This window comes from Methylophilus sp. (genome assembly GCF_052437885.1).
Lineage (GTDB): Bacteria > Pseudomonadota > Gammaproteobacteria > Burkholderiales > Methylophilaceae > Methylophilus.
Genome location: NZ_JBQVPB010000003.1, coordinates 144,589 through 167,177, shown reverse-complemented (window position 1 = coordinate 167,177; position 22,589 = coordinate 144,589). Strand labels below are relative to the sequence as shown.

Sequence of the window (22,589 nt, the reverse complement as noted above, 5' to 3'; positions counted from 1 at the left end):
AAAAAATAAACCACACCCGGTCGAGCGTGGCTTATTTCAATAACAGCTAACTACTATATTTCTTAATGCAAACTACTCAGGCTCATCACCTACTGTTAGATGACCCAAACTTAATGACCTAAGTGTAAGTTATGCCAGACGTTTGTGCAAGTCTTGCACCGAATACACATCCATATCCTTGCTTTGTGCCATGCCGATACAGGCAGCACGCGCACCGGCCAGTGTCGTGTAATAAGTCACCTTGTTTTGCAAGGCGCTACGGCGGATCTCGTATGAATCAGTGATCGCTTTCTTGTCTTCTGTCACATTGACGATCAGGCTGATCTCATTGTTCTTGATCATATCCACAATATGCGGACGCCCTTCAGCCACCTTGTTCACCGGCGTCACGTCCAGACCCTGCTCAGACAAGGCACGCGCAGTGCCTTTGGTCGCGACTATGGTAAAGCCCAGGCTGACCAGGTCTTTGGCGATATCGATCACTTTGCGGTGGTCTTCGTTGCGTACACTGATAAAGGCACGGCCGCCGGTCGGCATTTTAACCGAGGCACCTAATTGCGATTTGACGAACGCTTCGGCAAACGTGTTGCCTACCCCCATCACTTCACCTGTGGATTTCATCTCAGGGCCCAGTATGGTATCCACACCCGGGAACTTGATGAACGGGAACACTGCTTCTTTCACCGAATAGTAAGGAGGAATGACTTCTTTAGTCACCCCTTGCGATTTCAGTGACTGGCCTGCCATACAACGTGCGGCGATCTTAGCCAGTTGCAGACCACAGGCTTTGGAAACGAACGGCACGGTACGTGAAGCACGCGGGTTGACTTCCAGCACATACACCACTTCACCCTGCTCGGTATTCTGCACGGCGAACTGCACGTTCATCAGGCCTTTCACGCCCAGCGCTTTAGCCATTTGCACGGTCTGGCTGCGCAACTCATCCTGCAAGGCGTCGCTCAGGCTGTAAGGTGGCAGTGAACAGGCCGAATCGCCTGAGTGCACACCAGCCTGCTCAACGTGCTGCATGATGCCGCCTATCAATACATCTTCGCCATCGCTGAGTGCATCTACATCCACCTCGATCGCGTCATTCAGGAATCTATCCAGCAACACCGGCGATTCGTTAGACACTTTCACCGCTTCGCGCATATAACGCTCAAGCTGGCTCTGCTCGTGCACGATCTCCATGGCACGGCCGCCCAGCACGTAGGAAGGACGCACCACCAGCGGATAACCGATCTCCATCGCCAGGCGTATCGCTTCTTCAGGCGCACGCGCAGTACGGTTAGGTGGCTGTTTCAGGTTCAGCTGGTGCAACATCTGCTGGAAGCGTTCGCGGTCTTCAGCGCGGTCTATCGCATCTGGTGTGGTACCAATGATAGGCACACCGGCTTTTTCCAGGTCACGCGCCAGTTTCAATGGCGTTTGACCGCCATATTGCACAATCACACCGACCGGCTTCTCGATATTGACGATCTCCAGCACATCTTCCAGGGTCACCGGCTCAAAGTACAGGCGGTCGGAAGTGTCATAATCGGTAGACACGGTTTCGGGGTTGCAGTTGACCATGATGGTTTCGTAACCATCTTCGCGCATGGCAAAAGCAGCATGCACGCAGCAATAATCAAACTCTATGCCCTGGCCGATACGGTTAGGCCCACCGCCCAGCACCATGATCTTTTTGTTGGCGGTCGGTTGTGATTCGCACTCTTCTTCATAAGTCGAGTACATATATGCGGTATTGGTGGCGAATTCAGCCGCGCAGGTATCCACACGCTTGTAAACCGGGCGCACACCCAAAGCCTGGCGGAAAGCACGCACGGCGTGCTGGTCAGTATCCAGCAACCTGGCCAGACGGCGGTCAGAGAAGCCTTTGCGCTTGAGTCTGAACACGGTCTCTTTGCTTAAATCGGCAATGTGTTTGCCTATCAGGGATTGCTCCAGCTTGATCAGTTCTTCTATCTGCACCAGGAACCAGCGGTCTATCTTGGTGATATCAAAGATCTCATCTATGCTCATGCCCAGACGGAACGCATCGGCAACATACCAGATACGCTCGGGACCAGGCTCGCCCATTTCCTTGACGATGCGGTCTTTGTCATCGGTCACGCTATCCAGTCCGTCAACACCGACTTCCAGGCCACGCAGGGCTTTCTGGAAAGACTCCTGGAAGTTACGGCCTATCGCCATCACCTCGCCCACAGATTTCATCTGTGTGGTCAGGCGGCTATCAGCCTGCGGGAATTTTTCAAACGCAAAACGTGGCACTTTGGTGACTACGTAATCGATGGAAGGCTCGAATGAAGCCGGGGTCTGGCCACCGGTGATGTCATTGCGCAATTCATCCAGAGTGAAACCCACCGCCAGTTTGGCAGCCACCTTGGCGATAGGGAAACCGGTGGCTTTGGAAGCCAGGGCTGATGAGCGCGACACGCGCGGGTTCATCTCGATCACTATCATGCGGCCATCTGCCGGGTTGATGGCAAACTGTACGTTAGAACCACCAGTATCAACGCCTATCTCACGCAGCACGGCCAGAGAGGCGTTACGCATGATCTGGTATTCTTTGTCGCTCAGTGTTTGCGCAGGTGCCACTGTGATACTGTCACCAGTATGCACGCCCATAGGGTCCAGGTTCTCGATAGAACAGATAATGATGCAGTTGTCCGCCTTGTCGCGCACCACTTCCATCTCGTATTCTTTCCAGCCCAGCAGCGATTCTTCGATCAGCAATTCATTGGTAGGTGAAGCATCCAGGCCGCGCTCGCAAATGGCAATGAATTCTTCACGGTTATAGGCGATACCGCCGCCGCTGCCGCCCATGGTGAATGAAGGGCGGATGATGGCCGGATAGCCGATAGTGGCTTGTACCTGTAGCGCTTCTTCCAGGCTGTGCGCGATCGCTGAACGTGCAGAACCCAGGCCGATCTTGGTCATGGCCTCTTTGAACTTCTGGCGGTCTTCGGCTTTATCGATGGCTTCTTTGGAAGCACCGATCAGTTCTACATTATATTTTTGCAATACGCCATGCTTGTCCAGGTCCAGCGCACAGTTCAATGCGGTCTGGCCACCCATGGTAGGCAGCAGCACATCAGGGCGTTCTTTTTCAATGATCTTTTCTACGATCTGCCAGGTGATAGGCTCGATATAAGTCGCATCTGCCATTTCCGGGTCGGTCATGATGGTGGCAGGATTAGAGTTCACCAGGATCACGCGATAACCTTCTTCGCGCAAGGCCTTGCATGCTTGTGCGCCAGAGTAGTCAAACTCACAGGCCTGGCCGATGACGATCGGACCGGCACCGATGATCAGGATACTTTTAATGTCAGTTCTTTTTGCCATTAGCTGGACTTTCTATCTTGCATTAACTGGATAAAGCGATCAAACAACACGCTCATTTCTTGCGGGCCGGGGCTGGCTTCCGGGTGACCCTGGAAGCTGAAGGCTGGCTGATCGGTACGCGCAATGCCTTGCAGGCTGCCATCAAACAATGAGACGTGCGTGATTTTAATATTGGCGGGCAAAGTGGTTGGATCAGCAGCAAAGCCGTGGTTCTGGCTGGTGATATACACGCGCTTGCTGTCCACGTCTTGTACCGGGTGGTTGGCACCATGGTGGCCGAACTTCATTTTCAATGTTTTGGCACCGCTGGCCAGCGCCAGCAACTGGTGACCCAAACAGATACCGAAGGTCGGTATCCCGGTGTCTACCAATGTCTTAATGGCCTTGATCGCGTAATCACAGGGTTCCGGGTCGCCAGGACCGTTGGACAGGAATATGCCATCCGGCTGATAAGACAATGCCTGCTCAGCCGTGGCCTGCGCCGGCAACACTGTGACCTTACAGCCACGCGAGACCAGCATGCGCAGGATATTCAGTTTGACACCATAATCGAATGCGACCACATGAAACTGCGGTGCTGCAGGCTTGTTGAAGCCTTTGCCCAGCTGCCACTCCTGCTGGGTGAACTCATACGGCTCGGTACAGCTCACCACTTTGGCCAGGTCCATACCGGCCAGGCCAGGGAACCCCTGGGCATAGGCCAGAGCCTGCGCTTCATCTACCGTTTCACCGGCCATGATACAGCCAGCCTGTGCGCCTTTTTCGCGCAGGATACGCGTGAGTTTACGCGTATCGATATCGGCGATCGCCACTACATGATTAGTGTTTAGATAATCGGAAAGATTTTGTTCACTGCGGAAATTGCTTTCCAATAAGGGCAAGTCACGAATAATCAGACCTGCAGCATAGACCTTGCCTGACTCCACATCTTCACTGTTGGTACCGTAGTTACCGATGTGCGGATAAGTCAGCGTCACGATCTGTGAGGCATAAGAAGGATCAGTAAGGATTTCCTGATAGCCGGTCATGGAAGTGTTGAACACGACCTCACCAACCGTATGACCCGAAGCGCCAATGCTAATGCCCTTAAAAACAGTTCCATCTGCTAAGACTAAAATCGCTGGAATTGTTTTTGACACCTTTAGCTCCTTAAGTTTGATACGAAACACATCCTTTAGAGGGTTCACGCAAACGCTGGAAGCTGACTTCAACCGCCGGTGAATAGATGTGCAAAACGGGAAAAGCTTTTTGGACTCTTCCCGTTTCAGAATTGCAGCATTATAGCCTATTACCGCTAGTCACTCAAGAGCCAGCGGAGGGCAAAGATCAGCTATGTTTTGTCAAAACCCAGCACATCGCGCATATCAAACAAGCCGTCTGGTTTATCCGCCAGAAACTTGGCCGCACGCAACGCGCCCTGGGCAAAGGTCGCCCGGCTGGAGGCTTTATGCGTCAGCTCTACCCGCTCACCCACGCCTGCCAGTACCACCGTATGGTCTCCCACCACATCACCACCGCGCAAGGTCGCAAAGCCTATGGCGCCGGTTTCACGCTCGCCGGTCACCCCTTCACGCGCATACACGGCGCAATCCTTGAGCGCCTTATCAATGCCTTTGGCCGCAGCTTCACCCAGGCGCAAGGCAGTGCCAGAAGGCGCATCTACTTTATGGCGGTGATGCATTTCTACGACTTCGATATCGTAGCCTTCATTGAGTACGCGCGCTGCCTGCTCTACCAGGTTGATCAGCAAGGTCACACCCACACTCATATTCGGTGCGAAAACGATGCCGGTTTGTCTGGCAGCATCTTCAATGGCCGTTTTTTCGCTGTCATTAAAACCAGTGGTGCCTATGACCAATTTGACTTTTGCTTGCTGACAAGCCTGCAGATACTGCATGCTGGCTTCCGGGCGGGTGAAATCGACCAGCACATCGGCACCTTGCAGCGCCAATGCCACATCTGAAGTGATCTTGACGCCAGTCACTTTACCGAACTGCTCACCGGCATCCCGGCCCAGCATGGCACTGCCAGCCCTGTCCAGGGCCGCATGCAACTGCAGACCGCTATCTGAAAATACACCATCCAGCAGGGCATGCCCCATACGGCCGGAAACCCCTGCAATCACTACTTTTAACATAAATCGCTCAATACTCTAATTCTTGTGGCCAGGTTAATTTAAAACCCGATTTGTTCCGGCGCTGCCTCTGATGACTCAGAGCTAGCCTCATCTGCCGCCGGGGGCGTAGTCAGCTGCTGTTTGGCTGGCGGCAGGTCTGTGGCCGTGGTGGCAGTTTCACGCACGATCAGCCAGTTGTGACTGGCCGGGTCCAGTTTCAGCTGCAACTTCTTGACCATGACATCGCGGTAAGCTTTCGCCGCGTATTTCTGGGTAAAGGTCGCAACCGCAGTATCGCCATCACGCGTGACATTCACCGCATCTATCTCCAGGCTGATATTGCCCTGACCGGGTGACAGGCGTTTTTTACGCTGCGCTTCCCAGGCTCGCTTGTTCGGCAGGTCTTCAGGGACGAATTCAGGCGAATAGGCTGCCAGATATGCGTTGATATTCTTGCTGCGCCAAGCTTGTGCCCAGCCTTCGATCGCAGATTCCACGCTAGGGTCAGCTTCAACCGGGATCTGCACCTTGGCTTCTGAAGCAGCAGGTGCGGCCACTACCGCCTTGTTAGGCAAAGCCACCACTGCCGGCAGCGCAGCAGAGCCTAAAGGTGCAGTGCGCTCATGCGTGATCAACCAGCGTTTTTGTGCCGGCTCGTAACGCAGTTCCAGGGTTTTCAACAGTTCATCCTTATAGGCTTTGGCAGCATATTTCTGTTCAAACTGCACCACTGCCTCACCGCCATCACGCTGCACCTGCAGATTATTCAGCACCAGTGTGATCTCGCCTTGCTTGGATGACAGGCGTTGCTTGCGCTGCGCTTCCCAGGTTTTTCTGCTGGACACACCTTCTGGCACAAACTCAGGCGCATAGGCAGCAAAATAGGCATTCACGTCTTTGCTACGCCAGGCTTGCGCCCAGGCAGCGACAGACTGGTTGACACCTGCATCACTGGTCGCTGATGCTTGCGGGGCTGTTTCAGCAGTTGCTGCCGATGTATCGGCTTGAGGCGCGGCAGGTTTTAAAATCGCAGCTGGCTTGTTTTCTGCCGCGGCGAGTGCGCCTGCATCTGTAGCTGGTGTGCTGGCTTTAGCCACAGGTTTCACCGGCGGTGGTGGCAGCTCCGGCTCGGGCTCCGGCTCAGGTAATTGTTCGGCAATAAAAGTAGGGGTTGGCTCAGCTGCTTCAGCCTCTTTGGGTGCAACGCCTTTTTCGGTCACCTGACGCGCTTCGGCATCGATGGCAGGCGCATTTGCTTCAGCCATATTGCCTTTGATCATTTCGCCTTCTGTAGGGATCACAGGCTCAGCATATTCACCCTCAGCAATAAATGGGATCACCTCATCATCGTCCAGCAGGGCCGGGTCTTTGGTTTTTATGATGGTAATGCCTGTTGCTTTGGACGCGGCGGCTGGCGTAGTGGCAGGTTTTGCGGCGACAGGTTTGGCTTCTAGTGGCTTGTTAGCCGCTGCCGGCTTGGATGGTGCCAGTTTGGAAGAAGCTGGTTTAGCTGCAGCAGCCGTGGCAGTTGCGGCCACCAGCGTGGGTGCGGCTGCAGGCTTGATAGGGGCTAATACACTTTTTGCTGCTGGTGCCGCAGTTTTTGCGGCCGGTGCGGCAGGCGCAGGGGCCGGTGTGCTTACTGCTGGCGGCAACACCGGCTCAGGTTCAGCCACTGGCGCAGGCGCTGCCACGGCTTCGGCCTGGAAAACCGGCGGCGGTTCCACGCTTTCAGCGGTGCTGGCCGCCAGGGTTTTTTCATTCACCGCCTGGGTGTTGGCTTCTGTCACCTGGTTAGCGCTGGCATCCAGGTTAGCTTTGGCCATTTCCTGCGGGCTGGGTGCGCCACTGTATTCACCTTCAGGGATATAAGGCACGACTTCGTTATCAGCGGGTGCGGCGGGGGCAGCTTGCGGGGCAGCTGCGACTGCTGCGGGCGCTGGCTCTGCAGCCGGGGCTGTGACTTGTGGTTTTTCAGCTTCGGCACTGGCCGGTTGCGTTTCTGTTGCTGGTGCAGCTGCAGCGGGAGTTGCCGCAGCTTCCTCTGCATTTTTCTGCTCGGCGGCGAGGGCAGTCACGCCTGCGCCTGTGGCTGCTGCAGCGCCGGTATCGGCGGCTTCATCGCTTTTCCAGAATTTCAGCTTATCCGACCAGCTTTGATCTTTGGCTTCTTCGACTTTTTGCTTGGGTGTTTCAACAATGGTCTTGATATCAGGATTATCTGCGGATGGGATCACGTCACCACGTACCGCCACCAGACTGTCTTTATCAAAATCGAGTATGACCCTGCGCTTTTCGACCACTGAGCCCTGTTTACGCAGTTCGTAGAAATAATCCCAGCGGTTATCGCGGAAACTATCTACGATCAGCGGTGTCCCCATGATGTAGCGCACCTGGGTGCGTGTCATGCCAGGACGCAGTTGCAGTAACATTTTGGAAGTCACCACATTGCCCTGTTGCACTTCCATTTTGAAAGGCTTCATGGATGGAAGCTTTGCGCCACACCCGCTCCCCAGCGACGCAACAACCAACACAAAAAAAATAGAATTACGCATTGGATTCACTTTATAATCGGTATATTGAAAACAATCATTAATATACCACGTAGTTTCGCAATCAAATATGCTGGACTACATAACAATGGACAAAACACTATGCATGACTCAAAAGATCTCAAAAATGCCGGTCTGAAAGCCACACTGCCACGCTTGAAAATCCTCGAATTATTCGAGCGCAGTGAGCAGCGTCATTTGTCAGCTGAAGATATTTATAAGGTCATGATAGGCAATGGTGAAGATGTAGGTCTGGCGACCGTCTATCGCGTGCTGACACAATTTGAACAAGCCGGCTTGCTGGTGCGCCACCACTTTGAAAGTGGCAAGGCTGTATTTGAGTTGAATGAAGGCAGCCACCATGACCATATCGTCTGTATCAAATGCGGCCGCGTAGAAGAGTTTTACGACGATGAGATCGAAAAACGCCAGAAGAATGCGGCTGAGAAATATGGTTTTACCATGCAGGATCATTCTCTGACCATTTATGGTGTCTGCAAAGACCAGCCCTGTAACGAATAATCGTTGCAATATCCGGTCAGCACCGCACCAGGTGCTGACATAGTCTCCTCTTCCGCTGAACTACGTACAAACTTGGGCACAGACTTGGCAGACCTCACTAGCACTGCCGCGCTGCAATCAGTCGGTTTCCCGCCCATCATAGGTGTAGCGCCTGACATCCTGATCCTGGGTTCATTACCCGGCATCGCCTCCCTGAGCCAGCAACAATATTATGCACACAGGCAGAATGCCTTCTGGCGCATGCTGGAAGCGTTGTTTCAAATCCAGGCCGATGCCGAATATACCGTGCGCTGCCAGCAGGTGAAAGCCGCCAGGCTGGCGATCTGGGATGTCTGCCACTCGGCTTACCGGCCCGGCAGTCTGGACAGTGCCATCACCCGCGACAGCGTGATCGCCAATGATATCAACGGCTTGCTGGCACTACACCCTTCCATCAGGCTGATCGCTTTCAACGGTAATGCCGCCGCCAGCCTGTTCAACAGACATATCCAGCTGCAGCACCCGCTCACCACCGTTATTCTGCCTTCTACCAGCCCGGCCAATGCCGGCATTCCGTATGCGAAGAAACTGGAAAAATGGTCAGCGTTACTAAAGTTGCGGGATTAAGGTTGCGCGATTAAACCGCAGTCGTGGTCCTGAAAGTGCGGCTTGAGATGCTGATCGAATTATTGTCAGGATCTTTGGCATTGGCGAACTGATAACCAGCTGCCTGATGGATAGCGCCAAATGCCAGGCCTTGCGCCTGCGCCGCCTGCACAAACTGTGCGACATCCTGCACAGCAAAACAAAGTTTGACGCCCACCTGCCCCAATTTGACTGACTTGGCGGCCTGATGCACCAGGATACTCGCACCACCCTGCCTGGCATTCAACTCGACCAGGCCGTCTACAATCTCGCCTGTGGTCTCAAAGCCGAAATAGTCGCGGTAAAAAGCCACCGTTTTAGGGATATCCCGCGCGTAGATAATAATCGTAGCCAGCGCGGCTGCATCTGCTGGAGCTAATGCATCTGTGCTGCTGGTCATGAGGCCAGCTTGAGCATCTCGCGTGCGTGATTGCGGGTGGCTTCGGTGATCTGCAAACCACCTATCATGCGCGAGATCTCTTCGATACGCTCATCCACACTCAGGCCACGGATACGGCTCAGTGTGGCACCGTTAGCTTCAGACTTGCTCACCTGCAAATGTTGCTGGGCCTGTGCCGCGACCTGGGCCAGGTGGGTGATCACCAGCACCTGGCGTTGCTGGCCCAACTGATTCAGCAAACGGCCTACCACTTCAGCCACAGCGCCGCCGATACCGACATCGACCTCGTCAAAGATCATGCACGGCACACTACCCAGGGCAGCAGTGGTGACTTGCAGGGCCAGGCTGATGCGTGATAACTCACCGCCAGAAGCGACTTTATTCAATGGCCGAGGTTCTACGCCTGCATGCCCGGCCACCAGAAACTCCACCTGCTCCAGGCCATAGGCCGCAGCTTCTCCCGGCGTCAGCGAGATCGCAAACTGTCCACCTTTGAGTGACAGCGTCTGCATTTCTTCAGTGATGGTACGCGCCAGCTGACTGGCGGCCTGCTGGCGCAGGCTGGAAAGCTGGGTCGCTGCCTGCTGATAGGCTAGCCAAGCCGCACTCACCTTCTTGGCCAATGCGCCGTCATCTGCGTATGCTTCCAGCTCCTGCATACGTGCAGATTGTTGTGCCAACAGCGCAGGCAACTCTTCCGGCTTGGCTCGGTACTTGCGCGCCGCGCCATGAATGGCCTGTATGCGGGCATCGACTTCTGCCAGTCGTTCCGGGTCCAGTTCACTTTTCTGCAGATAGCGGTTGAGTTCACGGCTGGATTCTTCCAGCTGTATCACCGCAGAATCCAGTGTTTCGGCAATGGCTTGCAAACCGGCATCCATAGACTGCAGCTCTGCCAGCTTGCCCTGCACCTGCGATAACATCTCCAGCGCATTGACTTCGCTGTTTTCGCTCATCAGTTGCAAACAGGTTTCCATACCGCTGAGCAAGCTGGCGCCGTTACTCAGGCGCACATGCTCCTGTTGCAGCGTTTGCCACTCCTGCTCAGAAAACGCCAATTGTTTCAGCTCGCGGCTGCTGTCGCGCAGTTCTGCCAGTTCATCAGCGAACTGGCTGGCATTTTTCTCATAGGCCGTTTGCTGCTGCTGCAGTTGCGACCAGTCTTTATACAGTTGACTGACCTGCCTTGCCAGCGGGCTGGCCTGCGCATAGGCGTCGAGGATCTCACGCTGGGTGGCGATCTTCAGCAAAGAGTGATGTGCGTTCTGGCTGTAAATATCGATCAGGGTCTCGCCTATCTCACGTAACTGGCCCACAGTAGCCGAAGCGCCGTTGATAAACGCGCGGCTGCGGCCATCGGCATAGATGACCCTGCGTAATACCAGGGTGTCATCGACATCCATCTCCTGCGCCTGCAGCCAGTCGCGCGCGGCCTGGTTGTGCGCGATCGCAAAAGTAGTAGAGATCTCGGCTTTTTCATGGCCTTTGCGGGTGACGTCACCTTCGTTGCGCGCGCCCAGGCTGAGCGACAGTGCATCGATCAGAATGGATTTACCGGCACCGGTTTCGCCGGTTAATGCGGTATAGCCGGCCGAGAACTCCAGTTCCAGCGACTCGACAATGACAAAATCACGAATAGAAAGGGCTTGTAACATAATGTTGTTTAAAGACTGGCTTTAGCCCCAGTTTAGTTTGTTACGTAACATATCGAAATAACAGTAAGTTTTAGGGTGCAGCAACTGGATCTCCTGCTCGCCACGCGCGATGCGGATATGATCGCCCTCTATCAGCGCATGCTGACCCTGGCCGTCAAAACTGATCTGTGCATCGGCGGCGTTGACAATGATCACCTCTATCACACTGTCTGCCGGCACGGTGATAGGCCGATAGCTCAAGGTGTGCGGGCTGATAGGCACGATAGAGATCGCGTGCAGGTCAGGGTGCATGATAGGCCCGCCAGCCGAAAGGCCATACGCGGTGGTGCCGGTTGGCGTAGCCAGGATCAGGCCATCGGCACGCTGGCGCGAAACGAATTTACCATCTACATGCACTTCCAGCTCTATCAGGCGAAACGCACTTTTGATTACCACATCGTTCATCGCGACCGACTGCCACAGCTGCGTCTGCGCACGCGAGACTGCCGATTGCAGCAACATGCGCGATTCAAGCTGGTATTCGCCCTGCAGGATCTTTTCGATCTCGCCCAGCATATTGTCGGTTTGCAGGTCGGTCAGAAAACCCAGGCGACCACGGTTGATGCCTATCAGGCAGACATTGCTGTCCCGCAGGGCCCTGGCCACGCTAAGCATGGTACCATCGCCCCCCATGACCACGACCAGATCCGCTTTATGGCCGATATTTTCCAGGCTGGCCAACTCAAAGCCTTCATGTTTGATAAAGCGTGCGGTCTGCTCTTCTACGCATACATGCAACTCCTGTGACTGCAGATACTGCACCAGATGCGTCAGGTCATCACGCATGTTTTGCAGAGCCGAGTCATCCATGTATTTGCCGACAATGGCAACCGAGCGAAAGTAAGGAAGCATGCGCGCATTAAAGCACAGAAGCCCTGAACTGAAAAGCACAGGGGGCTGTTATCCTGAGCATAAATCGGGCAAAATCCCCTAACGTTAACAAGGCTGTAAAAAGTGGATAAACGCGCGCAAATTTTACTTAAAACCCTGGTCGAGCATTACATCAGTGGTGGTCAACCGATAGGCTCACGCACCCTGCTGCAACATTCCGGCCTGGATGTGAGCCCGGCCACCATACGCAATGTCATGAGCGACCTGGAACAATTGGGGTTTATTGCCAGCCCGCATACCTCCTCTGGCCGTATCCCCACCAAAAAAGGCTACCGCCTGTTCGTCGATTCACTGATGACGGTACAACCTCTGGATAACCGTGCCGTCGCGCAACTCAAAACCGGCTTGTCCTCGCCCAACCAGCAGGAGCTGATCAGCAGCGCTGCAGATATGCTGTCGCAGCTGACACAGTTTGCCGGGCTGGTGATGACACCCAAGCGCACGCGCAATGTGCTCAAGCATATGGAATTCCTGCATTTGAGTGAAAAGAAGATCCTGGTCATTCTGGTGACCGAAGACGGACAGGTACAAAACCGCATCCTGATGGCGGAAAAAGCCTTTAGCAGCAGTGAACTGATCGCCGCCAGCAACTATGTCAACAGCCATTGCCAGGGATTGACCCTGGATGAACTGCAGCACAAGTTAAAGCAGGAGTTACAGCAGGTGCAGGCAGATATCAACCGGCTTATGTCAGCCGCGCTGGATGCCGCCGGCCAGCCCGAACAATCCGCCAAGGAAACAGTGGTCATTTCCGGCGAACGCAACCTGTTGCAAGTCGATGAGCTGTCTACCAATGTCACCAGCCTGCGCAAACTGTTCGAGATCTTTGAGCGCCGCACGGCGCTCATGCAATTGCTGGACCACAGCCAGCGCGCCGATGGCATTCAGATCTTCATAGGCGGCGAAAGCGGTTATCTGCCGCTAGATGAATGCAGCCTGATCACCGCCCCCTACGAAGCGGATGGTCAGGTAGTGGGCACTTTAGGCGTGATAGGCCCCACCCGCATGGCTTACGAACGTATCATTCCTATCGTCGATATCACGGCAAAACTGCTGTCAAACGCGCTTTCCAATCAATAATTATTCTTTCTAATCAATACTTTCTTTATCTTTACATTTCTTTCCTGAATGTCTGATTCGTCCGACAGGACAATCAGCTTCAGCCCTCTACGCCGCAGCCAGTCGAGTTCTCATAATCCACCTATATTCAATTCACACAGGAATGAGGTGGTCAAATGAAAAATCATAAACCATTGATATGGTCCATTTTATTGGTGACGTTACTCAGCACTTCCGGCTGTGGTTCCATGAGTTCACGCGGCAAAAGCACCGCCCTGGGTGCCGGTATAGGCGCAGTGGGTGGCGCAGTACTTACTGGCGGTAGTGCACTGGGCACTGTAGGCGGCGCAGCCGTCGGTGGTGTGGTCGGTAATCAGATCAACAAGAAATAAGCCTGATGCATCTCATGCGTAGCTCGACCAGGTGGTCAGGCTACCGCCCAACAATTTAACTTTCATTTTCTAGCGCCAGTGCCAGCAATCAATGCTGTGCCAGCCAGGCAGATGCGTGCCTGCATGCTCCTGAGAATGTCAGTATTAAGTCGATTTTTTAACTGTATCTTTAGGAGTTTATTATGAAAAAACCTTTGTTAATGCTTGCCCTCGGCCTGAGTACCATCTTGAATAGTGCTTATGCTGCCACCTATGACGCCACCCCTTCAGGAGATGGTTACCAGTTCAGCAGTTCATTTTCTGGCGATACCAGCTTTAATGACTATATTAGATTCAGCACTGAAGGCCCGCAAAGTATCATCGCCAGTGTTTCCGGCTCAAGTGGCACTACGTTCACATTCACAACCTTCAATCTGCTCGACCTGGACAAAAATCTGGTCGCTACCGGGTCTGTGCTGAATGGCAGCCCGAAAATATCTTTCGGCTTTCTCGAGAGTGCACAATATGGTAATTTTTATCTGCACGTAGTCGGTAGCAGTGTAGGTGCCACAGCCGGTTACAACGGCACTATCACCACCACACTGGTACCTGAACCTGGCAGTTACGCTTTGATGCTGGCAGGGTTGGGTTTGATAGGCGTGATCGCACGTAAAAAAGTGCGCGAAACGGTTTAAGCAGTTTGTTGTAAAAGTTGACCATGAATCCCCGCTCAGGCGGGGATTTTTTTGGCCTTTAGGGAGATGCCAGTGTGCGATCGTGTCGCGCAATGCAAGTCTCCTTAGCTAAGCGGGCCCGAATCGCTTAAAATAACTGTATGGCTTACTACAACCCCGAACCCCAGCAAACACCTGACCGCCCAGCTAAAGTGGGTATCCTACTGGCCAATCTTGGCACGCCGGAGGCGCCCACAGCGAGCGCCTTACGCCCCTACCTGCAACAGTTCCTGATGGACAGGCGCGTGGTGGAGATCCCGCGCTTTATCTGGTGCTGGATACTGCACTTTATTATCCTGGTCATACGCCCGAGAAAGTCTGCAGAAAAATACGCCAGCATCTGGACCCGCGAAGGTTCACCGCTGATGGTGTACGCGCAGCGGCAGAAAACACTATTCGAGGCGCAACTGGCTGATGCACTGCCAGAACGCTGTGTGGTGGAATCAGGCATGACCTATGGCGAACCCGCCATCAAACATGCGCTTGCGTCACTGAAAGCACAGCAATGTGACCGTATCCTGGTGTTTCCGCTGTATCCGCAATATGCGGCCAGCAGCACTGCTGCCGCGCTGGATGCAGTCTGGCGTGTACTGCTGAAAACCCGCAATGTACCGGCCATACGCACCATCAGGGATTACCATGATCATCCTCAATATATCCAGGCATTGACCAGCAGCATCAACGCCTACTGGCAGCAGCACGGACAACCCGAGAAACTGGTGATGAGTTTTCACGGCGTGCCCAAGTTTCACCTGCAAAAAGGTGACCCCTACTATTACCAATGCCTGGAAACCGGACGTTTGCTGGCGGCGTCGCTGAAGCTTTCTGCAGACCGCTACGAGATCGCATTCCAGTCGCGATTTGGTCGCCAGGAATGGTTGCAACCTTATCTGGCAACCACGCTGGAGACACTGGGCAAACAAAAACTGAAGCGCATAGACGTGGTCTGCCCCGGCTTTAGCAGCGACTGTCTGGAAACGCTGGAAGAGATCGCCATGGAAGGCAAACATCTGTTCCAGTCTGCTGGTGGCGGTGATTACCACTATATCCCGGCACTCAATGACGACCCGGCCTGGATAGACGCCATGCGCGTGATCGCGCTGCAACATCTGCAAGGGTGGATAGCGGCGGATGCTGACCAGGCTAAACCAGCCAGCCCGCAACTCTAGCGAGTGCAGGCATTGGGAGCCCGGCAATAAGGGTTTATAATGCCGGCTATCTCAACCACAACCTCAACAAGGCGAACGCGTGTACTGGCTCAAGACCCTGATGCAAAGTACAACGTCTGACAAGCATTTATGATAGTGATTACCGGCGGCGCAGGCATGATAGGTTCTATCATGGCCTGGCACTTGAATACCAAGCTCGGCAGGCAAGACCTGATCATTGTTGACCGTATCACCCATGAGAACCAGTGGCAGAACTTGGTGCACAGGCATTATGCCGAGTATCTGGATAAAGACCAGTTGTTCGATTTTCTTGAAGACAACGACGATGTGACTGCGGTGATCCATATGGGTGCGATCAGCGCCACCACCGAACGCGATTTTAACAAACTGGTCGCCGACAATATGCACTATTCGCAGGACTTATGGTCCTGGTGTGCCGAGTATGAAGTCCCCTTCTTTTACGCCAGTTCAGCCGCCACTTACGGTGCCGGTGAGCATGGCTATGATGATGCCGGCATTGAAGGCTTGCGCCCGCTCAACGGCTACGGCTACTCCAAGCATTTCTTTGACCAGTGGGTGCTGGAGCAAGTAAAACAGAAACAGCCAGCGCCACCCGCCTGGGCCGGTTTCAAATTCTTCAATGTGTACGGCCCTAACGAATACCACAAAGAGCGCATGGCCAGTGTCGCTTTGCACACCTTTAACCAGTTCAGCGAGACCGGCACCATGCGCCTGTTCAAAGGGACTAAACCAGGCATAGCCGATGGCATGCAGTTACGCGATTTCGTCTATGTGAAAGATGTGGCCGATGTGATGGGCTTTTTCCTCGAAGCGGCCCTCAAGCAGAAACCGGCAGCCAGTGCCATTTACAATATAGGCACCGGCCAGGCACGCAGCTTTAAAGACCTGGCGACCAACGTGATGACCAGCATGGCGCGCGAACCAGATATCACCTACATAGACATGCCGCAGGACTTGCAAGGCAAATACCAGTATTTCACCCAGGCCGAGATGCAGAAGCTGCGCCATGCCGGTTATAAAAAACCTTTTACCAGCCTGGAAGAAGGCGTGAAAGATTATGTGCAAAATTATTTAATGCAAGAAGACGCTTATTGCTGACCATGCGCGTTTTCTCTACTTGCAATTTTATTCGAGTGCCCGCATTTGATGCATACACAACCACTGATTTAAGGGCGATATCATGAGCTATGTTGAATATCTCGAAGGCGAGCATGCAGCGCATATGGCCATGTTCCAGGCATTGAAAACCACATTCCCGCTGATCAGTGAAGTCGGTATCGCCATGCGTGACTGTATCCAGCGCGGCGGCAAGATCCTGCTATGCGGTAATGGCGGTAGCGCGGCTGATAGCCAGCACATTGCGGCCGAGATCGTCGGCCGTTTCAAGAAAGAGCGCAAAGGCCTGCCATCGATCGCACTCACGACCGACACTTCCATCCTGACGTCGGTCGGCAATGATTACGGCTATGATTATATTTTTGCACGCCAAGTAGAAGCCTTGTGCCGCGCGGAAGATATCCTGATCGGCCTCACCACCAGCGGCAACAGTGCCAATGTAGTCAGGGCGATAGAGGCAGCCAACGAGATAGGCGCGACCACCGTAGGCCTGACCGGCGGCAGTGGTGGCAAGCTGAATGACCTGTGCAGATACAATATCGTCGTGCCCTCGAATGTGACTGCGCGTATCCAGGAAGCCCATATATTCATAGGCCACAGCCTGTGCGAGATCCTGGAATCCTGATGACTGCCACGCAAACCAATACCAGCCTTGCCGCCTTAGTGCAGCACTTCGGTGACACCCGGCAGCATGTGCTGGTCATAGGCGATGTGATGCTGGATCGCTATCTGATAGGCGAAGTGAACCGTATCTCGCCAGAAGCGCCAGTGCCGGTGTTACTGATCAAATCCGAACAGCATTGCGCAGGCGGTGCCGCCAATGTGGCTGCCAACCTGGCTTTACTTGGCATACACACCCGCATGATAGGCCTGATAGGCGAAGATAATGAGGCGTCATTATTATTAAACGCCATGCACAGCCATGGTATTGATACGCAAGCCATGATCAACACCGCCACACGGCCTACCATCGCCAAAACCCGCATTCTGGGCGGGCATCAACAGATGATGAGGCTGGATCAGGAGATCACCAGTGATCTTTCTGCCAGCGAAGCCAGCCATGTGACCGCGTCTATCCAGGCGGCGCTGGAGCAGCAACCGGCGCTGGTGATCCTGTCAGACTATGCCAAAGGCTTGCTGACAGAGTCTATCTGCCAGCATGTGATCCACTATTGCCGTGCCAGACAGATCCCGGTGCTGGTAGACCCTAAAGGGCGCAATTACCATAAATATCGTGGCGCGACAGCGCTGACCCCGAATAAAAAAGAAACCGCTGAAGCCTGCGACAGCCAGGTCAATGACCCGGCGCTGATTGAAAAAGCCAGCGCATTGAAAACCAGCCTGGCGCTGGATTTCCTGGCAGTCACCCGTGGTGAAGAAGGCATCAGCCTGATCACCGAACGCACTGAACATCTGGGCGCGACCGCCAAACAGGTATTTGATGTCTCTGGCGCCGGAGATACCGTGATCGCCACCCTGGCTGCGGGCCTGATCCATGGCCTGACGCCTCTGGAAAGCTTGTCGCTGGCCAATATCGCCGCTGGCGTGGTGGTCGGCAAAGTCGGTACCGTGCCTATCACCAAAGCCGATCTGGTCTATGCGCTTGCCAGCGCGCAAGGCAGCATGCAGGCGCATAAAGTCAGCGAACTGCCAGACCTGCTGCAAAAAGTATCTGCCTGGAAACAGCAAGGGCAAAGAATCGTGTTTACCAACGGCTGCTTTGATCTGCTGCATGCCGGCCATGTCACCTATCTTGAAGGTGCCAAAAAACGCGGCGACAAATTAGTACTGGGCCTGAATACCGACCGTTCGGTCTCCGCCCTTAAAGGCCCCAGCCGCCCGGTGGTCAATGAAAATGACAGGGCCAGGGTACTGGCTGCGCTGGAATCCGTCGATGCCGTGATCCTGTTTGATGAAGATACGCCGCTGGACCTGATCAATGCCATACGCCCGCATGTGATCGCCAAAGGCAGTGATTACACGGCTGACCAGGTGGTCGGTGGCCAGGAAGTGCTGGCCTGGGGCGGTGAGATCGCCCTGATAGACCTGGTCGAAGGCCGCAGCACCAGCAACCTGATCAAAAAAATGCACGCATGAACAAGATACTGGTGATGGGCCCATCATGGGTGGGTGACATGGTGCTGGCGCAAAGCCTGTTCAAACAGCTGAAGCTGGACCAGCCGGACTGCCAGATCGATGTCGCTGCCCCGGCCTGGACCTTGCCGTTGCTGGAAAGAATGCCGGAAGTGACGCAGGCGATTGCCCTGCCCTTCAGACATGGTGACCTGGCCATAGGCGAGCGCTACCGCTTTGGCAAACAGCTGTCTAGCCACGGCTACACACAGGCGATCTTGCTGACTAACAGCCTGAAATCCGCCATCCTGCCCTGGGCCGCCAACATCCCGGTGCGCACCGGCTTTAAAGGCGAAATGCGTTACGGCCTGATCAACGACATGCGGCCGCTGGATAAATCCATACTCAAAAAAACCGTAGAGCGTTTTGTTGCGCTGGGCCGCGCAAAGAATGCGGCGCTGCCGCTCTCGCTGCCACTGCCGGTATTGGCCGCGGACCGCACAAAAATACAATCTTTGATGCAACAGCATGGCATTGCACCAGGCAGCGGCCGGGTGCTGGGGCTGTGCCCGGGGGCGGAGTATGGCGAAGCCAAGCGCTGGCCGGTTGAATATTATGCCGAGGTGGCGAATGCCGCCTTAAGCAAGGGCTGGCAGGTTTGGTTGTTCGGTTCTGATAAAGACCGGCCAGTGACGGCACAGATACAGCAACATACGCAGGATCGCTGCGTGGATCTGGCAGGCAAGACCAAACTGGGCGAGGCGATAGACTTGATGTCTGCCTGCCACACCATGATCAGCAACGATTCTGGCCTTATGCACGTGGCCGCAGCGCTAGACAAGCAGCTAGTCGCGATCTATGGTTCGTCTGACCCCAGCCACACGCCGCCTATGCATCCACAGGCGGTGGTTGAATATCTGGGCTTATCCTGCAGCCCCTGTTTCGAGCGGGTGTGCCCGCTAGGCCATCTCAACTGTTTGAAACACATCCCGCCGGCGCGGGTGATACAGCATCTTGCCTTGAGTGCGCAAGCACCGCTGGCATGACTTATCCGCTGCTGACAGCCGGGCACCTCAAGCATGCGCGCGTGATAGAACGTGACCCGCGTGGCATCAAGGTATTGCAGCTGCCGGATGGCGATTACCTGAAAGTGTTCCGCTTGCGTCATCGCTACAGCCTGGCGCGGCTTTATGGCTATGCACAACGCTTCTGCAGCCACGCCGGCAAACTGGCGGCATTGGGTATCCCTAGCATACGTATACGCGCTTGCTATGCAGTGCAGGATGCGCGCCTGCTAGCCTATCCACTGGCGAGCCGCGCTGAGCCTATGTTACCGGCACTAGCATCTGCAACTTTAAGCCATACTTATGCCGTACATTACGCGCCTTTGCCGGGCCAGACGCTTAAACAGCTGCTGGACCAACAACAATTGCCACCTCAGCTAGTCAGGCAACTGGGCGCCTTTATCGCCGAGCTGCATGCAAAAGGCGTGCACTTCCGCTCCCTGCATTTAGGCAATATCGTGCTGACTCCGGCTGGCGAGCTCGGGCTGATAGATATTGCCGACATGAAGATCTACCCCTGGCCGCTCTGGTTCGGCACGCGCTTGCGCAGTTTCAGGCATTTGACGCGCTATGCCAGGATGAATGCACCGTTTGGCGAGTCTAACTGGGAGATATTAGTCGATAGCTATATTGAACAGGCAGCGCTGAGCGCATGCAAAGCCAGCCGCCTGAAAAAGAAAATGCAGCATTATCTGCTGCACCCGCCACATTAGGCTAGCCTCATTCACCCAGGCGTTTGAAAACCAGTAATTGTTTCTTGCGCTTGTGGCCGTAAAACGTCTTTTCTAGTTCAAATCCTACCAGTTGCGGCTGCAGGGCGCTTAATTTGGCATGCTCTTCTGGTGTGTCTTCAAACTTGATCACCAGATAGCGGTATTGCCGTATGCGCCCGTCAGCGATACGCTGTGCCAGCATATCCCACTCATAATCGCTACGGCCGTCATAAGGCACTCCGGCATAGAATCGCTGCTTGGCAGAGCTGTACAGCGCCTGCTGGCCAGCCGGCAACCTGGATTTCACATAGGCGACGGCATCGATCTCATAGTAGAAGTCAGCCCCTTTGGCTTTGATGTTGCTGATAAAACCGGCGATCACTATCAGGGCGACCACAAGCAGCAATAGCTTTTTTGCCGGCTTCAGATTGGTTCTTGCCTGATGCAATAGCTTGTGTACGGCAAAACTTGCAAAAATAACCAGCACAAAGCCGAACAAAGCCACATAGCGCGCCGACAGCAGATTGACCTTGAAAGTGATCAGACAGCCTATCACCCACGACACCAGCAGCCAGAACAGCAAGACCTGGTAGGCCACGCTGTGCATGCTTTTCCTGATGCTATGTTTTTCAGCCAGCACCAGCAAGGGCGGCGCCCAGCCAGCCACGCTCAGGCACTTTAGCGTCGCAATGGAGAAATAGGCCAGCAGGAAGGTGAACCAGGCGAATTCCTGGAATGGCTCACCTATCACCGCATCACGCATGACAGCGACGCGATGGGCGAGATCCTGGCTGACATTCATCTCGATATCTTTTAAACCGGTAAAAAGCTCTTTGACGCGGCCCAGGTCATCCAAGCTCATGTGCATGGCCACCAGTACAAAAGGCGCGAGCAAGCCGCCTAGCATCAACAGCGAGTAAGGGGCGACCAGCCGCTTCAACCTGCCTGGCACAGCTTGCGAAATAAGCAATCCGGCAATAGGCAGCACCAGCCACTGTACCGCGCCCTCTATGCGGAACAATGTCGCCAGCAGTGCGAAGATCTGCCAGTAAATGGCCTGCTTCCAGCGCCCTTGCTGATAGAACAGGATCAGCTGGTTGACCGCGTGTACCATCATGGCCCAATAACCGAGGTCGCGGCTGGCCATAGGCAGGATATTACCGACGATATAGCCTGAGCCCAGCAACAGCACCACGGCGTAAAACTGTGTCCAGTCATTACCGCCGGCGATGCTGACCATGCGCATCAGCCCCCATACCAGCAGCATAAAAAAGATCACGATCAGCAGGTTGGCAGTCGCCTGCAATCCCAGGCCAGTGACGGTGTGTATGCCTGCGATCAGCGCAGGGTAAAAGCCCCAGCTATAGCCTTCAAACGGATGCGGATCACCGAGTGCAAAGTGACGCGCCATCTCAAAGTAGAGTATGGAGTCATTGGTGATCCAGCCATGCTGGATCACAATGATGCGACAACAGGTGATAAATGCGAGGGCCAGGGCCAGGTATAAGGGTAGATGTTTACGGTGGTTAATCATGTTTGATCGCTTGCAGCTCCCACAGGATATGGGTCTGCGGTTTTAGTTTTAGTTTTCGGAAAGCGGTTTTGAGCCTGGTAGAGAAATCATCATTGGCGTGGTAATGCAATCTTGGATAAACCCAGGCCACGCGCCTGGCTTTAAACAGGCCGATAAAGCCATAGTTTTTACCATACAGGCGGCCTTCACAAAAATAGCTATGCGTCGCGTCGGTAATGAAATTCACATGCGTGGGGTCTAGAAAAGCTTCCTTGCTGGGGTACGCCGGTGTCAGGGCATAAAACACACCATCGGCTTTTAATACCCGCCAGATCTCGTTCATCAACTCGATAAAAGGAAAACGGGTGCCGTACTCACCACCATTGAGTATGCGTGGGATATGTTCGATAAAGTCGAATGCCGAAACGGCATCAAAGCTGTTATCAGGATAAGGGATGGTGTCTATAGACAGGTTCGCCGTTTTGATCTCTACGCCTGGCGCGACTATGGGATGCGCCACCAGGTCTATGCCACACACCACTTCATATGAATAAGGGTTCCTCGGCCTGGCGCCGCAGCCTAAGTCGAGGTGATGTCTAGCTGTTTGCACTT

20 protein-coding genes are annotated in these 22,589 nt (G+C 54.3%); 11 read left to right on the top strand and 9 right to left on the bottom strand.

All coding sequences use genetic code 11. The annotated features are described in order from the left end of the window. Positions 1 to 129: 129 nt before the first annotated feature. From carB to ACT6RZ_RS04065, 4 genes are all read right to left on the bottom strand, one after another. Positions 130 to 3,345, bottom strand: coding sequence for a carbamoyl-phosphate synthase large subunit (gene carB / locus ACT6RZ_RS04080; protein ID WP_444700915.1), 3,216 nt, complete (start codon positions 3,343 to 3,345; stop codon positions 130 to 132). Next, on the bottom strand, positions 3,345 to 4,484 hold the full coding sequence (gene carA, locus ACT6RZ_RS04075) for a glutamine-hydrolyzing carbamoyl-phosphate synthase small subunit (RefSeq protein ID WP_444700914.1): 1,140 nt from the start codon (positions 4,482 to 4,484) through the stop codon (positions 3,345 to 3,347). Before carA ends, carB begins: the two co-directional genes overlap by 1 nt. A gap of 191 nt (positions 4,485 to 4,675) precedes the next feature. After that, positions 4,676 to 5,482: a 4-hydroxy-tetrahydrodipicolinate reductase gene (gene dapB, locus ACT6RZ_RS04070; RefSeq protein WP_444700913.1), complete on the bottom strand. Its 807-nt coding sequence runs from the start codon at positions 5,480 to 5,482 to the stop codon at positions 4,676 to 4,678. A gap of 38 nt (positions 5,483 to 5,520) precedes the next feature. Next, positions 5,521 to 7,944 carry a L,D-transpeptidase Cds6 family protein gene (locus tag ACT6RZ_RS04065; RefSeq protein WP_444700912.1) on the bottom strand — a complete coding sequence of 808 codons (2,424 nt, stop codon included), beginning with the start codon at positions 7,942 to 7,944 and terminating at the stop codon, positions 5,521 to 5,523. Positions 7,945 to 8,115: 171 nt separating this feature from the next. Here ACT6RZ_RS04065 and fur point away from each other — a divergent pair, with 171 nt between their 5' ends. Both fur and ACT6RZ_RS04055 read left to right on the top strand, forming a co-directional pair. Further along, positions 8,116 to 8,535 (top strand): ferric iron uptake transcriptional regulator, encoded by a 420-nt coding sequence (gene fur / locus ACT6RZ_RS04060; RefSeq protein WP_379054801.1) that lies wholly within the window; start codon positions 8,116 to 8,118, stop codon positions 8,533 to 8,535. A gap of 84 nt (positions 8,536 to 8,619) precedes the next feature. Next, positions 8,620 to 9,141, top strand: a complete 522-nt coding sequence (locus tag ACT6RZ_RS04055; RefSeq protein WP_444700911.1) for a DNA-deoxyinosine glycosylase — start codon at positions 8,620 to 8,622, stop codon at positions 9,139 to 9,141. 10 nt (positions 9,142 to 9,151) lie between these two features. Here ACT6RZ_RS04055 and ACT6RZ_RS04050 read toward each other — a convergent pair whose 3' ends face one another. Genes ACT6RZ_RS04050 through ACT6RZ_RS04040 form a run of 3 tightly spaced genes read right to left on the bottom strand, consistent with a single transcriptional unit; the run spans position 9,152 to position 12,105 of the window. Beyond that, entirely contained in the window at positions 9,152 to 9,559 is a 408-nt protein-coding gene (locus tag ACT6RZ_RS04050; protein ID WP_444700910.1) for a VOC family protein, read from the bottom strand. Next, positions 9,556 to 11,214: a DNA repair protein RecN gene (recN, locus tag ACT6RZ_RS04045; RefSeq protein ID WP_444700909.1), complete on the bottom strand. Its 1,659-nt coding sequence runs from the start codon at positions 11,212 to 11,214 to the stop codon at positions 9,556 to 9,558. Before recN ends, ACT6RZ_RS04050 begins: the two co-directional genes overlap by 4 nt. Positions 11,215 to 11,235: 21 nt before the next feature. After that, entirely contained in the window at positions 11,236 to 12,105 is an 870-nt protein-coding gene (locus ACT6RZ_RS04040) for an NAD(+) kinase (RefSeq protein WP_444700908.1), read from the bottom strand. Positions 12,106 to 12,207: 102 nt separating this feature from the next. Here ACT6RZ_RS04040 and hrcA point away from each other — a divergent pair, with 102 nt between their 5' ends. From hrcA to ACT6RZ_RS03995, 9 genes are all read left to right on the top strand, one after another. Then, a complete protein-coding gene (hrcA, locus tag ACT6RZ_RS04035; RefSeq protein ID WP_444700907.1) occupies positions 12,208 to 13,224 on the top strand; it encodes a heat-inducible transcriptional repressor HrcA in 1,017 nt (338 codons plus the stop codon). Positions 13,225 to 13,379: 155 nt separating this feature from the next. Then, a complete protein-coding gene (locus ACT6RZ_RS04030; protein ID WP_444700906.1) occupies positions 13,380 to 13,595 on the top strand; it encodes a glycine zipper 2TM domain-containing protein in 216 nt (71 codons plus the stop codon). Between the two features lie 182 nt (positions 13,596 to 13,777). Then, positions 13,778 to 14,269 (top strand): FxDxF family PEP-CTERM protein, encoded by a 492-nt coding sequence (locus ACT6RZ_RS04025; protein ID WP_444700905.1) that lies wholly within the window; start codon positions 13,778 to 13,780, stop codon positions 14,267 to 14,269. Positions 14,270 to 14,409: 140 nt separating this feature from the next. After that, a complete protein-coding gene (gene hemH / locus ACT6RZ_RS04020) occupies positions 14,410 to 15,477 on the top strand; it encodes a ferrochelatase (protein WP_444700904.1) in 1,068 nt (355 codons plus the stop codon). A 129-nt stretch (positions 15,478 to 15,606) separates the two neighbouring features. Beyond that, positions 15,607 to 16,596: an ADP-glyceromanno-heptose 6-epimerase gene (gene rfaD, locus ACT6RZ_RS04015; RefSeq protein WP_444700903.1), complete on the top strand. Its 990-nt coding sequence runs from the start codon at positions 15,607 to 15,609 to the stop codon at positions 16,594 to 16,596. Positions 16,597 to 16,678: 82 nt separating this feature from the next. Continuing rightward, positions 16,679 to 17,239 carry a D-sedoheptulose 7-phosphate isomerase gene (locus ACT6RZ_RS04010; RefSeq protein WP_444700902.1) on the top strand — a complete coding sequence of 187 codons (561 nt, stop codon included), beginning with the start codon at positions 16,679 to 16,681 and terminating at the stop codon, positions 17,237 to 17,239. Next, a complete protein-coding gene (rfaE1, locus tag ACT6RZ_RS04005) occupies positions 17,239 to 18,711 on the top strand; it encodes a D-glycero-beta-D-manno-heptose-7-phosphate kinase (protein ID WP_444700901.1) in 1,473 nt (490 codons plus the stop codon). Before ACT6RZ_RS04010 ends, rfaE1 begins: the two co-directional genes overlap by 1 nt. Then, positions 18,708 to 19,733 carry a lipopolysaccharide heptosyltransferase II gene (waaF, locus tag ACT6RZ_RS04000; protein ID WP_444700900.1) on the top strand — a complete coding sequence of 342 codons (1,026 nt, stop codon included), beginning with the start codon at positions 18,708 to 18,710 and terminating at the stop codon, positions 19,731 to 19,733. The genes rfaE1 and waaF overlap by 4 nt, the downstream gene beginning before the upstream one ends. Next, positions 19,730 to 20,464, top strand: coding sequence for a toluene tolerance protein (locus ACT6RZ_RS03995; RefSeq protein WP_444700899.1), 735 nt, complete (start codon positions 19,730 to 19,732; stop codon positions 20,462 to 20,464). Before waaF ends, ACT6RZ_RS03995 begins: the two co-directional genes overlap by 4 nt. Positions 20,465 to 20,471: 7 nt before the next feature. On the opposite strand, the gene ACT6RZ_RS03990 is transcribed toward ACT6RZ_RS03995, so the two are convergent. Further along, positions 20,472 to 21,998 carry a hypothetical protein gene (locus ACT6RZ_RS03990; RefSeq protein WP_444700898.1) on the bottom strand — a complete coding sequence of 509 codons (1,527 nt, stop codon included), beginning with the start codon at positions 21,996 to 21,998 and terminating at the stop codon, positions 20,472 to 20,474. After that, complete coding sequence (locus ACT6RZ_RS03985; protein WP_444700897.1) at positions 21,991 to 22,587, bottom strand: class I SAM-dependent methyltransferase; 597 nt, start codon at positions 22,585 to 22,587, stop codon at positions 21,991 to 21,993. The genes ACT6RZ_RS03990 and ACT6RZ_RS03985 overlap by 8 nt, the downstream gene beginning before the upstream one ends. Positions 22,588 to 22,589 lie beyond the last annotated feature (2 nt).